General features: G+C 72.8%; 10 protein-coding genes. 4 read left to right on the top strand and 6 right to left on the bottom strand.

Annotated elements, in window-relative coordinates; genetic code table 11:
* Together BLV39_RS12790 and BLV39_RS12785 are read left to right on the top strand one after the other, a co-directional pair.
* On the top strand, window positions 1-1,308 hold the full coding sequence (locus BLV39_RS12790; RefSeq protein WP_090790497.1) for a DUF58 domain-containing protein: 1,308 nt from the start codon (window positions 1-3) through the stop codon (window positions 1,306-1,308).
* Window positions 1,305-3,737 carry a transglutaminase TgpA family protein gene (locus BLV39_RS12785; RefSeq protein ID WP_090790495.1) on the top strand — a complete coding sequence of 811 codons (2,433 nt, stop codon included), beginning with the start codon at window positions 1,305-1,307 and terminating at the stop codon, window positions 3,735-3,737. The genes BLV39_RS12790 and BLV39_RS12785 overlap by 4 nt, the downstream gene beginning before the upstream one ends.
* 248 nt (window positions 3,738-3,985) lie before the next feature.
* Here BLV39_RS12785 and BLV39_RS42960 read toward each other — a convergent pair whose 3' ends face one another.
* The 5 genes from BLV39_RS42960 to BLV39_RS12760 all read right to left on the bottom strand — a co-directional run bounded on the left by BLV39_RS42960 (window position 3,986) and on the right by BLV39_RS12760 (window position 8,106).
* On the bottom strand, window positions 3,986-4,162 hold the full coding sequence (locus BLV39_RS42960) for a hypothetical protein (protein ID WP_176984876.1): 177 nt from the start codon (window positions 4,160-4,162) through the stop codon (window positions 3,986-3,988).
* A 103-nt stretch (window positions 4,163-4,265) separates the two neighbouring features.
* Window positions 4,266-4,649 (bottom strand): DUF3040 domain-containing protein, encoded by a 384-nt coding sequence (locus tag BLV39_RS12775; protein ID WP_090790491.1) that lies wholly within the window; start codon window positions 4,647-4,649, stop codon window positions 4,266-4,268.
* Window positions 4,650-4,727: 78 nt separating this feature from the next.
* Window positions 4,728-6,014: a DNA polymerase IV gene (gene dinB / locus BLV39_RS12770; protein ID WP_090790489.1), complete on the bottom strand. Its 1,287-nt coding sequence runs from the start codon at window positions 6,012-6,014 to the stop codon at window positions 4,728-4,730.
* 206 nt (window positions 6,015-6,220) lie between these two features.
* Window positions 6,221-7,366 carry an alkaline phosphatase family protein gene (locus BLV39_RS12765; RefSeq protein ID WP_090790487.1) on the bottom strand — a complete coding sequence of 382 codons (1,146 nt, stop codon included), beginning with the start codon at window positions 7,364-7,366 and terminating at the stop codon, window positions 6,221-6,223.
* Entirely contained in the window at window positions 7,363-8,106 is a 744-nt protein-coding gene (locus BLV39_RS12760; protein WP_090790485.1) for a methyltransferase domain-containing protein, read from the bottom strand. Before BLV39_RS12760 ends, BLV39_RS12765 begins: the two co-directional genes overlap by 4 nt.
* 120 nt (window positions 8,107-8,226) lie before the next feature.
* On the opposite strand from BLV39_RS12760, the gene BLV39_RS12755 reads away from it, so the two are divergent.
* On the top strand, window positions 8,227-8,886 hold the full coding sequence (locus BLV39_RS12755) for a TetR/AcrR family transcriptional regulator (protein WP_204082908.1): 660 nt from the start codon (window positions 8,227-8,229) through the stop codon (window positions 8,884-8,886).
* Window positions 8,887-8,961: 75 nt separating this feature from the next.
* Window positions 8,962-9,735 carry an alpha/beta fold hydrolase gene (locus tag BLV39_RS12750; RefSeq protein ID WP_090790481.1) on the top strand — a complete coding sequence of 258 codons (774 nt, stop codon included), beginning with the start codon at window positions 8,962-8,964 and terminating at the stop codon, window positions 9,733-9,735.
* Here the strand turns inward: BLV39_RS12750 and BLV39_RS12745 are convergent.
* Window positions 9,707-13,063, bottom strand: a complete 3,357-nt coding sequence (locus tag BLV39_RS12745) for an error-prone DNA polymerase (RefSeq protein WP_090790479.1) — start codon at window positions 13,061-13,063, stop codon at window positions 9,707-9,709. The two genes, BLV39_RS12750 and BLV39_RS12745, sit on opposite strands and share 29 nt — an antisense overlap.
* Window positions 13,064-13,274 lie beyond the last annotated feature (211 nt).

Raw genomic sequence — 13,274 nt, 5'->3', positions numbered from 1 at the left:
GTGCGCGAAGCGCTGCGCGGGCTGACCACGCGCGGTCGCTCGTTCCTCGCCGCCGGCGGCGCGGCCGCCCTCTCGGCGCTGATCCTGGGTGAGAAGGATCTGCTCCGGGTGGCCGTGCTGCTGGCGATCCTGCCGCTGCTCGCGGCGGCCTACGTCGGCCGCAGCCGCTACAAGCTGGCCTGCAGCCGGTCGCTGGAACCGCACCGCGTGCAGGTCGGCGCCAGCTCCCGGGTCATCCTGCGCCTGCAGAACCTGTCCCGGCTGCCCACTGGCACCCTGCTGCTCGAGGACCGCCTGCCGTACGCCCTGGGCAGCCGGCCACGGGTGGTGCTGGAACGGCTCGGCGCGCACCAGGCCAGCTCCGTGGCCTACACGGTGCGGGCCGACGTTCGCGGCCGTTACGAGGTAGGCCCGCTGGTGGTCCGGCTGACCGACCCGTTCGGGCTGTGCGAGCTGTCCCGTTCGTTCCCGTCGGTCGACCGGCTCACCGTGATCCCGCAGGTGGTGCCGCTGCCGTCGGTCCGCCTGGTCGGCGAGTACACCGGCACCGGCGACAGCCGGGCCCGGTCGGTGGCCGTGCACGGCGAGGACGACGCCGCGACCCGCGAATACCGGCGCGGCGACGACCTGCGCCGGGTGCACTGGAAGTCGACCGCGCGGGTCGGCGAACTGATGGTGCGCCGCGAGGAACAGCCGTGGGAGAGCCGGGCCACCGTGGTGCTGGACACCCGGCAGCACGGGCACCGCGGCGAGGGGCCGACCTCCAGCTTCGAGTGGGCGGTCTCGGCCGCCGCCTCGATCGCCGTGCACCTGCGCGCGGCCGGCTACAAGCTGCGGCTCGTCACCGACGGCACCATCGACGTCGACGCGGCCGAGGCCGGCGGCGAGGGAGCGCTCCTCGACCATCTGGCCGAGGTCAAGCTGTCCCCGCGCGGCGACGTCGGGCTCCTGGTCGAGCGGGTCCGGCGACGCTCCGACGGCGGTCTCGTGATCGCCGTGCTGGGCGGGCTGGAGCCCGGCGAGACCGAGTTGCTGGCCGCGCTGCGCGGCAACAACGCGACCTGCATCGCGGTCCTGGTCGACACGTCGACCTGGCTCAACCTCGCACCCGAAGCCCGGGTCGAGGCCGACGCCGCCCGCGAGGCGGCCGCGCTCGGCCTGCTCAGCAGCGGCTGGCGGGTCGTCGGCGCGGCACACGGCGACAAGCTGCCGGCGCTCTGGCCGCAGGCGGCACGCGGTTCGCAGGGCTTCGCCTACCGGGCCACCATGGCCGAAACCGTTGCCGGCACGTTGGGAGTGGCGCGATGAGGAGCCGGCGGCACATGGGGCTCGTGGCGGCGATCGCCACGCTGATGGCCTCGGCACCCCTGAGCATGATCTTCGAGCAGTGGACCTGGCTGATCCAGTGCACGATCGCGGTGGCCCTGATCGCCGGGGCCGCCACGCTCGCCCGCACCGCGCGGGCGCCGGTCTGGGTCCAGTTCATCACCATGCTGGTGACCCTGCTGCTGTCGCTGACCTGGCTGTTCCCCAGCGGCGACGAGTTCGCCGGCATCCTGCCGTGGACCGGGACGCTGGAGCACTTCGGTGCCCTGCTGACCCAGTCCGGCGACGACATGCGCACGTTCGCCGTCCCCGTGCCCGACCGGGACCCGCTGCTGTTCGTCACCGTGCTGGGCATCGGCGCGGTCGCGGTGATGGTCGACCTCGCGGTGGTCGGGCTGCGCAAACCGGCGCTGGCCGGGCTGCCGATGCTGGCCATCTACTCGGTGCCCGTCGCCGTCTACCCGACCAGCGTCTCGTTCCTGCCGTTCGTGATCGGCGCGATGGGCTTCCTCTGGCTGCTGGTCGCCGACAAGGTCGACGGGGTGCGCCGGTTCGGCCGCCGGTTCACCGGCGACGGACGCGACGTCGACGTCTGGGAGCCGTCGCCACTGGCCGCCGCCGGGCGCCGGCTCGCGATCGTCGGTGTGCTGGCGGCGGTCGCGCTGCCGGTCGCCGTACCCGGGATGACCTCAGGTCTGTTGACCCGCTTCAACGGCGGCTCCGGTGACGGCGTCGGGCTCGGCGACGGCTCCGGCCGCCCCGGCCGGGTCAACCTGTTCGCGGCGCTCTCGGGCCAGCTGCGGCAGTCCGACCTGGTCACCTTCGCGCGCGTGACGACCACCGACCCGGACCCGTTCTACCTGCGGTTCGCGGTCGCCGACGACATCAGCTCCGAGGGCTTCCGCAGCCGTTCGCCGCAGGGCCGCAGCCTGCTCCAGCTCGAGGACCCGCGGGAGGAGCCGCGCACGGGGGTCAGCTACGAGCAGTACTCGGCCGAGGTCGAGATCTCGTCGGACTTCCAGATGTCGTACGCGCCGACCTACGGCATCCCGATCGCCACCGACGGGCTCGACAACCAGTGGCTGTACGACACGAACCAGCAGGTCATCTTCTCCAACAAGGCGAAGGTCAACGGCAAGGACTTCCGGTTCGACTTCGTCCGCAGCCGCTACACCGAAGAGGCGCTGCGCGACGCGCCCACGCCCGACCCGGACAGCCTCGAGGTCAAGCGGTTCACCCAGGTGCCGTCGGTCCGGCAGGTGCAGAACAAGGTCGACGAGCTGGTCGGCGGCAAGACCAACACCTACGACCAGGTGATGGCGATCTACCGCTACTTCTCCTCGTCCAACGGCTTCCGCTACGAGTTGCAGACCGAGGGCGGCACCTCCGGTGAGGACATCCTCAACTTCCTGAACAACAAGAAGGGCTACTGCCAGCAGTACGCGGCGACGATGGCCTGGATGGTCCGGGCGGCCGGCATCCCGGCCCGGGTGGCGTTCGGCTTCACGAACGGCACCTCCCGCGACGGCGACGCGATGGTGCTGACGAACCTCAACCTGCACGCCTGGACCGAGGTCTACTTCGGTCCGGAGTACGGCTGGGTGCCCTTCGACGCGACGCCGCGCACGGGAGTACCGGGCGCGGTGCGCCCCAACTACGCCCCCGACCCCGACGCGCCGATCGTCACCCCGTCGGCGCTCCCCTCGGCGTCCGCCGGTGCCGGGTCGGACAACTCCGACGACCTGCCCGGCAAGGAAGACCCGGGCGGCAACGAGGCCCTGCCCAGCGGCCCGGCCCCGACGGTGCCGAAGTGGCCGTTCTACACCGCGGGCGCCGTCCTGCTGGCCGTGCTGCTGCTCGGCCTGCCGGCGTTCCGCCGGGGCGCGCTGCGCCGCAGACGCCGAGCCTCGACCGCGGCCGCGGCAAACCTGGAGCCGGGCGCCGCGACGGTGATCCCGACGAGCGAGGTGGCCCGGCGCAGCCGCGCACACGCGCACGCGGCCTGGGACGAGTTGATGGACACGCTCGTCGACTTCCGGATCCCGATCGACCGCACCGAGACGCCAAGGGCGACCGCCGAACGACTGGCGACGGCCGAGCTACGCGACGACTCGACCGGCGGCGACGGCGTGCGGCTGCTGGGGCAGGCGGAGGAGCGGGCGCGCTACGCCCGGAGCCCACTGGCCGGCCCCGGCCTGCCCGAGGCGGTCCGGTCGGTCCGCCGCGGGCTGGCGAACCGGGCCAGCCGACGCACCCGCCTGGTCGCGGCGATGTTCCCGCCGTCGGTCCTTGGCCGCTGGCGGGGCGCGGTGGTCGACGCCTCGACGGCGGTGGTCACGGCGATGTCCCGGGCACGAGAGCAGGTCGGCCGGCTGAGCCCACGCCGCCTGCTCACCAACCGGGCCCGCTGACGGTTTGTCCGAAGGCCGCGCCACCGACCTGCTCGGTGGCGCGGCCTTTCCGTTGGTTCCGACGACGAGGTGGACCAGGCCGGCGGCGGCGCTGTCCTGTCGGGTTCCGGACGCTTTCGCCGCGCCGGTGTGCGGCGCGCCGGTGAGGGCCACTTCCGGGTACGCGGTGGAGCTCGACGAGCGGATGGTCCGGATCGTCGTCACACCGACGTGGGCGAAGCTCGTGAGTTCGAGCTCGGCCGCGATCGTCACGTGCCGGGGTCCGGGGCGGTGAAGCGGAGCGACCACGCGGTCAGGCGTTTCGGCGGCATGGCGCCGTCGAGGTACTCGTCGCTCTCGGCGCCCCGGTAGAAGCGGCGCCAACTGTCGGCGTGCGGGGCCGCGACGTCAGGGATGTCGGTGTTCACGGCGGTGCGGAAGAGCACCGGGGGACGGCCTTCCGGAGCCAGAAAAAGGCGTCGGACGCATGGTCCGACGCCACCAGAGAGTGCCCCGGTGTGGCGGCCAGAACGCCGCCTCAGCGGGTCGTCAGCGGTGTCCCTCCGGGCGCTGCCGCCAGCGCTCTTCGAGACGGTCGATCAGGCCCGAACGCCGGACGCGCGTGCGGCGGCTGGCGGTGCCGCCCACGACGTGCAGGTCGGGCTGCTGCCCCTTGCGGTGCGACTGCATGGCGAACGCCGCGGCGCCCAGCATGACGACGAAACCCGCCACGCCGAGCAGCGGTGTCTTGTTCACCGTGCCGAAGACAACCAGGGCCAAGCCAGCGATGATCACGACGGCGGCCAAGAGCAGACGACGGCGCGCGTGGAAACGCGGGTCGCTGGCTCGCACGGCCGAGGCGAACTTTGGGTCCTCGGCAAGCGACTGCTCGATCTGCTCGAACAGCCGCTGCTCGTGCTCAGAGAGCGGCACGGCACTCCTCCCCGGTCGCGAGGTCGACCCGGGCGGGCCGACAGACCGTGACAGTCAACCGACTGCTTACCCGCAAGTCTACGAGGGGCTTCGCGGGTCGGAAAGCGGGACGACCGACGGCCGGGGTCGAATTTCCTGCCGTTCGCCCGTGAGGAGGCTGGCCGGCCGGACGACAGACCGCCCGAATCGGGCAGCGGCCGCATCAGCGGCCGCTTCAGCCTCTCGCCAACCGTGCTCCGGGGCACCGAGCTCCGGCTGCCGCGCGGCACCCGATGCGATCGCCAGACCCTCCACCCGCACCCCCACCAAGCGGATCCGGTCGCCGGGGTTGAGCGCCTGGTAGAGCGCCCACGCGGTAGCGAAGATCTCGCGTGCCACGTCGGTCGGGGTGCCCATGGTGCGGGAGCGGTTGACGGTGCGGAAGTCAGCCAGTCGGACCTTGATGGACACCGTGCGGCCGGCCTGGTCGGCCTGTCGTAGTCGGACACCGACCTTGGTCGACAATTCCAGGAGCGCACGCTTGATCACTTCGGGGTCGGCGACGTCAGTGTCGAAAGTAACTTCGGCCCCAATCGATTTTTCGACGTGCTCCGTCGAGACCCGCCGCGGATCACGCCCCCAGGACAGCTCGTGCAGGTGTGCCGAGGCGGCGTCGCCGAGTGCCGACCGCAACAGCCCGACCGGCGCCTCGGCCACCGCGCCCACGGTCGCGAGACCCAGCCTGCGCAGGGTTTCCGCCGCCTTCTCCCCCACGCCCCACAAGGCGTCGACGGGCAGCGGGTGGAGGAAGTCGAGCACCTGGTCACGTGGCACGACCACGACGCCGTCGGGCTTGGCCCGGGCCGAGCCCAGCTTGGCCACGAACTTGGTCGACGCCACGCCGACCGAGCAGCTCAGCCCCAGCTCGTCGGACACCCGCCGGCGGATCAACGCGGCGATCGCGGCCGGCGGCCCGAGTAGTCGCGCCGCGCCCGCCACGTCGAGGAACGCCTCGTCGACGGAGAGCGGCTCGACCAGTGGCGTGACGTCGTGGAAGATCGCCATGACCGCGCGCGAGGCCTCTCCGTAGGCCTCGAAGTCGACCGGCAGGAACACCGCACCAGGGCAGAGCGCCCGCGCCCGCGCGGTCGGCATCGCGCTGCGCACGCCGTAGGCCCGCGCCTCGTAGCTGGCCGAGCTCACCACCCCGCGCACACCGATGCCGCCCACCACGACGGGCCGCCCGGCCAGGTCTGGCCGCTTGCGCACCTCGACCGACGCGTAGAACGCGTCCATGTCGACGTGCAGGATCGGGCACCCGGTGTCATCGGCACCGGCCCCGAACCGCGGGTCACCCCCGCGCGGCACCACCTGACTGCGTCCCACGAGAAGAGGCTAACCAGGGGGTACGACGAAACTCCGGAGGCCGCGTCGGCATGATCAATTCGCGCAACCGGTATTCGCGTATTCGGACATCGGGGCCGGGCTTTGAGCTTGGCTGCCGCGGGCCTGGCAGCGCAGCGAAGCGGAGCGGTCTCCGGCGGGAGCGACGGTCCGGACCACGACGGGCCCGGGACCTCCTGCTTGTCGCCCTAAGGACGCGCGACCAGCAGCGGGATCTCCATCTCCACCGCCGAGTAGGCGCCGTGGTAGGCGATCAGCATCGCCTTGATCGCATGCTCCGAGTGGGGCGCCACGACCGCGTGGGTGCCGTGGCAGATGGCCACCACGTCGCCGATGCGCTCGACGTTGCGGTCGGGTACCGGGCCGAACCAGCCCTGGGCGATGACGTCCTCGCGGCGGGCCACCCAGGCGGCGTCGCCGAGGACCTCGGTCCAGGTGGCCAGGACGTCGTCCGTGGCGCCGGGCAAGGTGTGCAGGTAGCGGACCCGGGGCTCGCCGGCCACGACGCGGACGCCGGCCTGCAGCCGCGGGTCGGCGTCGAAGTCGAACCGGTGGTGTGCCGGCACGTCGAGCTGGCCGTGGTCGGCGGTGACCAGCAGGGCCGCGTCCGTGGGCAGGCCGTGCAGGACCCGGTCGAGCAGGCGGTCGACCTGGGCCGCCGCCTCGCGCCACGGCTCCGAGTCGACGCCGAAGACGTGGCCGTAGCGGTCCAGGTCCGGGTAGTAGCCGTAGGACAGCGCGGGCGGCGAGCCGGCGTCGCCGAGGCCCTTGAGCATCGCCTCGGCGAGCTCGTCGACGTCGGACGCGGAGCGGTACGCGGCGCCGCGGTTGGCGGCCACCGTCAGGCCGCTGTGTGCGAACTCGGGACGGTTCGCGACGCTGACGGCCAGCCCGGTGGCCTCGGCCCGCTCGAACAGCGTGGGCACCGGCTGCCAGTCGGCGGGATCCGGGTCGCTACGCCAGTGGGTGTGCGTGAGGACGGTGTCGGTGCCGGGGATGGCGACGCGGAAGCCGAGTACGCCGTGCGTGCCGGGGCTGACGCCGGTGCCCAGCGAGACCAGGCTGGTGGGCGTCGTCGACGGGAAGCCCGTCGTGATCATCCGCGGGGCGCGGGCGGCGAGGTCGGCGAGGGTCGGCGCGAACGGGGCCGCGGTCGGGATCTGGTGCCAGCCGAGGCCGTCGACCAGGAGGACCGCGATCCGGCGTACGCCGGCGAGCTCCAACCCGAGGATGTCGCTGACGCCCGGGACGCCGAGGTGCGCGAGCGCGCTCGGCAGCACGTCCATCAGGCTGTCGGCGCCGTACCTCGGGACGACCTGGTCGAACTCGCTCATACCGGGTCGGCGGGGCGGCGGGCGAGCAGGTGGAGCTGGGCGGCGATGTCCCGGTACGGCGACCGGGCCGCGGCCGCCAGCTCGAGGTCCAGCAGGGTCCGCGGGTCCTCGTCGGCCGCGGCGGCGGGGACCAGGTCGGCGACCACGCGTACGCCGTGGATGTCCTCGACCTCGAGCCCCGCACCGCGGAGCAGGTCCGCCGCGCCGTCCGCGTCGTAGCGGCGGCGCAACAGGTCCCGCGGGCCGGTGCGGCCGTCCGGGTCGGCGAGCAGCGCGGCGGCGGCAGCCAGGTGGCCGCCGGTCGCGCGGGCCAGCACGGCGGCGGCCCGGGACGCGACCAGCACCGACGCGGCGCCGCCGGGACGCAGCGCGGCGGTGATCGCGGCGACCACCCCGCGCGGGTCGTCGACGACTTCCAGCACGGCGTGGCAGAGCACCAGGTCGACCGAGCCCGGGGAGACCAGGCCGGTCAAGGCGTCGCCGTCACCCTGCACGGCGCGTACGCGCGGCGCGACGCCGGCCTCGACGGCACGGCGGTTGAGCGCCGCGAGCGCGTCCGGGCTGGCGTCGACGACGGTGACGCGGTGGCCGGCCTCGGCCAGCGGCACCGCGAAGCCGCCGGTGCCGCCACCGACGTCGAGGATGGTGAGGCCGCCCTCGGGGGCACGGTCGAGCTCGCGGCGCAGCACCTGCCAGACGACCGCGGTGCGGGGGCCGGGACGGACCGTTGTTCGCTCCACGCGCCGAGCCTAACGGTCGCGTGCTTGGCGGGCGTGGCGTGCCGATCCGCGTTGGCCAGAACCCGCTCACGGATCACTCCAGTCCCAATGATTCGCGGTCCGCCGGGGAACACTGGTGGGGTGACCACCCGGCGCTACCAGAGCTCGGTGCGCGCCGAGCAGTCCCGCGCCACGCGGCAGCGGGTGCTCGAGGCGGCCCGGGCCCTGTTCGTCCGCCGGGGCTACGCCGGCACGACCGTCGAGGCGATCGCGGGTCGGGCGCAGGTGAGCGTGCAGACCGTCTACAACACGGTGGGCGGCAAAGCGGCGGTGCTCAAAGCCGTGTACGACGTGACCATCGCCGGCGACGCGGACCCGATCCCGATGATCGACCGGGCGACGGGGCGGGCCCTGCGCGCTGCCTCTGACGGACGCGAATGCCTGGCCTTGTACGCCCGGATGAGCCGCGAGATCTACGAACGGATCGGTCCGCTGGTGCCGATCCTGCTGACCGAGGGCGCGGCCGGCGACCGCGAGGTCCGCACGTTCATCGACACGATCGAGAACGAGCGCGCGCTCGGCACCACCAATATCGCCCAGCACGTGGCCGACCGGTTCGGCCTGCGCGCCGGGCTGTCGGTCGAGGACGCCGCCGACATCCTGTGGACCCTGACCTCCCCGGACGTGCTCTACCGCCTGGTCCGCCGGCGGAGGTGGTCGCTGGACCGGTTCGAGCGCTGGCTCGGCGAGACGATGGCCGACGCCCTGCTCGGCCATCGAGCGAGGCCGGTGCCGGGCTAGGCACCACCACTGGCTCGGCGGCCGAGGTCCCGCTCGGGCATCGAGCGGGGATCGGTGCCGGGCTAGGCTCCGGCCGTGGAGCGGCTCCTCGCGGTCGGCGCCGACTCGGTCTGGGTCGGCGATCCCGGTGGCTCGGGCACGCCGGTGGTCCTCGTGCATCCGGGCTGGGGCGACGCGAGCATCTGGGACGGGGTGCTCGACCGGCTGCCCGGATCGATCAGACCGATCCGCTACGACAACCGGGGGTACGGGCGCTCGCCCGCACCCACCCGACCGTTCAGTTGGCACGACGACCTGGTCGCGGTCACCGCCGATCTGGCCGGCGCCGTAGTAGTCGGCCACAGCGGCGGCGGGGCCGCCGCGATCGGGTTGGCGCTCTCGCACCCTGAGCGGGTCGCTTCGCTTCTCCCCGTCACTCCTGGCGTCGCGGACTATCCCTGGCCTCCCGACGACTACTTCGCGCGGTTCGAGGCGCTGTTCGCCGCGGACGACCGGGACGGGCTGGTCGAGCTCGGGTTGCGGACGTGGGCGCGGGCCGACCCCGGGCCGGCCGCCCGGGCTCAGGTCGGTGGGGCGGTGGCGGCCATGGTCGCCTGCGGCGACCTGCAGCAGCCCGACCCACCCGCCTTCGACCGGCTGCACACCATCACCGCACCGAGCCGGGTCCTGATCGGCGGGCTCGACCATCCGAGCGTCGTCGACTGCGGCCACGCGGTGGCCGCGCGGCTCCCGCACTGCGAGCTGTCGGTGATCCCCGAGGCGGACCACCTGCTCCCCCTCCGCCACCCGGACCTCGTCGCCGAGGCGATCGCCGACCTCGTCAGCGGAAGTCGCGGGATGCCGAGGTGACCGGGGGTGTGATGGCGTCGAGCCGGTCCGCGCGCAGGTTGACCACCCCCTCCGCCATCTCCAACTGCCCACGGACGACCAGGGCCGCACTGCGCCGGGCGACCCGTTGATAACGCAGCCACAGCCCCGGTGAGCAGGTGACGTTGAGCATGCCCGTCTCGTCTTCGAGGTTGATGAAGGTGACCCCGCCGGCGGTGGCCGGGCGTTGGCGGTGGGTGACGATGCCGCCGACGCGTACGCGTTGGCCGTGCTCGTAGCGGCCCAGGCGGGCGATCGGGATCGCGCCGATCGCCGCTAGCTGCGGGCGGATGAACTGGGCCGGATGGCTGTCGGGCGACAGGCCGGTGGCCCAGACGTCGGCGACCAGGCGGTCGACCTCGCCCATGCCGGGCAGGACCGGCGCCTGGGTCGCGGCGGTCGTGCCGGGTAGCCGGCCGGGACGTTCCTGGGCCGCGGCGCCGGCCGCCCACAGCGCCTCGCGGCGGGTCAGGCCGAAGCAGGCGAAGGCGTCGGCGGTGGCCAGGGCCTCCATGTTGGCGGTGGTGAGGCCGACCCGGCGGGCCAGGTCGGACATGTCGCGATAAGGCCCGGCCGCCACCCGTTCCTGCTCGATCTTGTCGGCCAGCTCCGCGCCGATCGTGCGTACGCCGGCCAGGCCCACCCGGACCGCGGGACCGCCCAGGCCCCACTGGTGTGGCGGCTCGCCCGGCCCACTGCCCCAGCGGGTGTCCCTGGTGGACTCCAGGATCGCCTGGGCGTCGCTGGCGTTGATGTCGGGGCGGCGGACCTCGACGCCGTGCCGGCGGGCGTCGTCGGTCAGGGTCTGCGGCGAGTAGAAGCCCATCGGCTGGGCGTTGAGCAGCGCGGCGAGGAAGGCGGCCGGGTGGTAGCGCTTGAGCCAGGAGCTGGCGTAGACGAGGTAGGCGAAGCTCATCGCGTGGCTCTCGGGGAAGCCGTAGCTCGCGAACGCCGACAGCTTGAGGAAGATGTCGTCGGCCAGCGCGCCGGTGATGCCCCGCGCGGCCATGCCCGCGTAGAGCCGGTCGCGAATCTCGGCCATCCGCTCGGCGGACCGCTTGGAGCCCATGGCCCGGCGGAGCTGGTCGGCGCCGGACGCGTCGAAGCCGGCGACGTCGATGGCGAGCTGCATGAGCTGCTCCTGGAACAGTGGCACGCCGAGCGTCTTGTCGAGCGCCTTCGCCATCAGCGGGTGGTCGTGCTCCCACTTCTCCTTGCCGTTCTTGCGGCGGATGTACGGGTGCACCGAGCCGCCCTGGATCGGGCCCGGCCGGATCAGCGCGACCTCGACCACCAGGTCGTAGAACACGCGGGGCTTCAGCCGGGGCAGCGTCGCCATCTGGGCCCGGCTCTCCACCTGGAACACCCCGATCGAGTCGGCCCGGCACAGCATGTCGTAGATCTCCGGGTCGTCGAGCGGCATCGTGCTGATGTCGAGCTCGTCTTCGATCATGTCGTACGCGTAGCGCAGCGCGGACAGCATGCCCAGCCCGAGCAGGTCGAACTTGACCAGGTCGACGGCGGCGCAGTCGTCCTTGTCCCACTGGAGCACGGTGCGGCCCGGCATCCGCCCCCACTCGACCGGGCAGACCTCGATGATCGGCCGGTCGCAGATCACCATGCCGCCGGAGTGGATGCCCAGATGCCGGGGGAAGGTCTGCAGCTCGTTGGCGAAGTCGACGACGTGCTCCGGGATGTCGTCGACGTCGATCTTGGCCACCGAGCCCCACCGGTCGATCTGCTTGCTCCACGCGTCCTGCTGGCCGGGCGAGAACCCGAACGCCTTGGCGATGTCGCGCACCGCCGACCGCGGCCGGTAGGAGATCACGTTGGCGACCTGGGCCGTGTGCCGCCGGCCGTACTTCGTGTAGACGTGCTGGATGACCTTTTCCCGCTGGTCGGACTCGATGTCGACGTCGATGTCGGGCGGCCCGTCGCGCTCCGGTGCGAGGAAGCGCTCGAACAGCAGCCCGTGCTGGACGGCGTCGACATTGGTGATCCACAGCGCGTAGCAGACCGCGGAGTTGGCGGCCGACCCCCGCCCCTGGCAGTAGATCCTGTTGTCGCGACAGAACTTGACGATGTCGTAGACGACCAGGAAGTAGCCCTGGAAGCCGAGCTGCTCGATCATCGTGAGCTCGTAGTCGAGCTGGCGGTAGGCATCCGGATGGGCCGCCCGCGGCCCGTAGCGCACCAGCGCACCCTCCATCGTCAGCTTGCGCAGATGGTCCATCTCGGACTCGCCCGGATCGACCGGGTAGTCCGGCAGCTTCGGCGCCACGAGCTGGATGTCGAAGGCCAGGTCACGCCCGTATTCGGCGGCGCGCGCCACGGCACCCGGATAGGCCGCGAACCGTTGCGCCATCTCGGCACCCGTGCGCAGGTGGGCGGTCGCCGCGGCGGGCAGCCACGGGTCGATCTCGTCGAGGCTGCGCCGCGCCCGCACCGCGGCCACCGCCGTCGCCAGCCGCCGCCGCGCCGGCGTGGCGTAGTGCACGTTGTTGGTGGCAACGGTCGGCAGCCCGCGCTGGGCGGCGAGCGCGGCCAGCACGTCGTTGCGGTCGCCGTCGGTCGGATCGCCGTGGTCGGTCAGCTCGACCGCGACGTTGTCCTCCCCGAACAGCCGCGCCAGCCGGTCGAGCTCGCGCGCCGCCGCGTCGACCCCTTCGGTGAGCAGCGCCGCCGGCACCGTCCCCTTGCGACACCCGGTCAGCACCAACACGTGGTCACGCAGCTGCGCGGCGACGTCTTCCAGCGAGCCGTATTCGGGCCGGCCCTTCTCACCGCCGTCGAGCTGGGCCTGCCCGATGACCGACGACAGCCGCGCGTAGCCCTCGTGGCCGTGCGCCAACGCCAGCAGGTGCCGCCCGTGCGGGTCGGGCTCGCCCGACCGGATCACCGTGTCCCGGCCCCGTATCCCCTCGGACAGCGACAGCTCCGCACCGAAGATGGTCGGCAACCCGAGCGCCCGCGCCGCCTCGGAGAACCGCACCACACCGTAGAAGCCGTCGTGATCGGTCATGGCGAGCGCGGTCAGCCCGAGCCGCCGCGCCTCCTCGGCAAGCTCCTCGGGGTGGCTGGCCCCGTCGAGGAAGCTGAAGTTGGAGTGGCAGTGCAACTCGGCATAGGGCACCGTGCCCTGCTCGGGCGGCGGCTCCGGCGGCGGCTCGTAACGGGGGCGCTTGCGGGTCCACGCCGGCGAGTCGCCACCGTCGGCGTCGACCGCCAGCGGGTCGACGACGTGCAGGTGCCGACCGGAGAGCGTCCCCTCCAACTGCGACCACGAGATGCCGGGGTTATTGAAGCCCATGGGCACACCCCCGGACCTCAGGAGCGAAGAACGCAAGAGCCTGTCCCGGGTCCGCGGTGGGCGCGACCGTCGCTCCCGCCGGGGACCGCTCGCTGCGCTTCGCTGCCAGGTCCGCGTCTTCATAACCATTACATCGAGATGACCTTGCGAAGCGGTTCATGATCCGCTGGTCGGGGTCCGGCTCGAGGTGGGGGCCGGAACGAGGCGAGGC

The organism is Asanoa ishikariensis (genome assembly GCF_900107455.1).
Classification (GTDB): Bacteria; Actinomycetota; Actinomycetes; order Mycobacteriales; family Micromonosporaceae; genus Asanoa; species Asanoa ishikariensis.
The sequence above is the reverse complement of the archived record's forward strand: the minus strand, read 5'-3'. Positions and strand labels throughout refer to the sequence as shown.

Bases quoted from the DNA above. Each gene is read 5' to 3' on its own strand.
- BLV39_RS12785 (WP_090790495.1), top strand. From the start codon at position 1,305: ATGAGGAGCCGGCGGCACATGGGGCTCGTGGCGGCGATCGCCACGCTG.
- BLV39_RS12765 (WP_090790487.1), bottom strand. From the start codon at position 7,366: ATGAGCGAGTTCGACCAGGTCGTCCCGAGGTACGGCGCCGACAGCCTG.
- BLV39_RS12745 (WP_090790479.1), bottom strand. From the start codon at position 13,063: ATGGGCTTCAATAACCCCGGCATCTCGTGGTCGCAGTTGGAGGGGACG.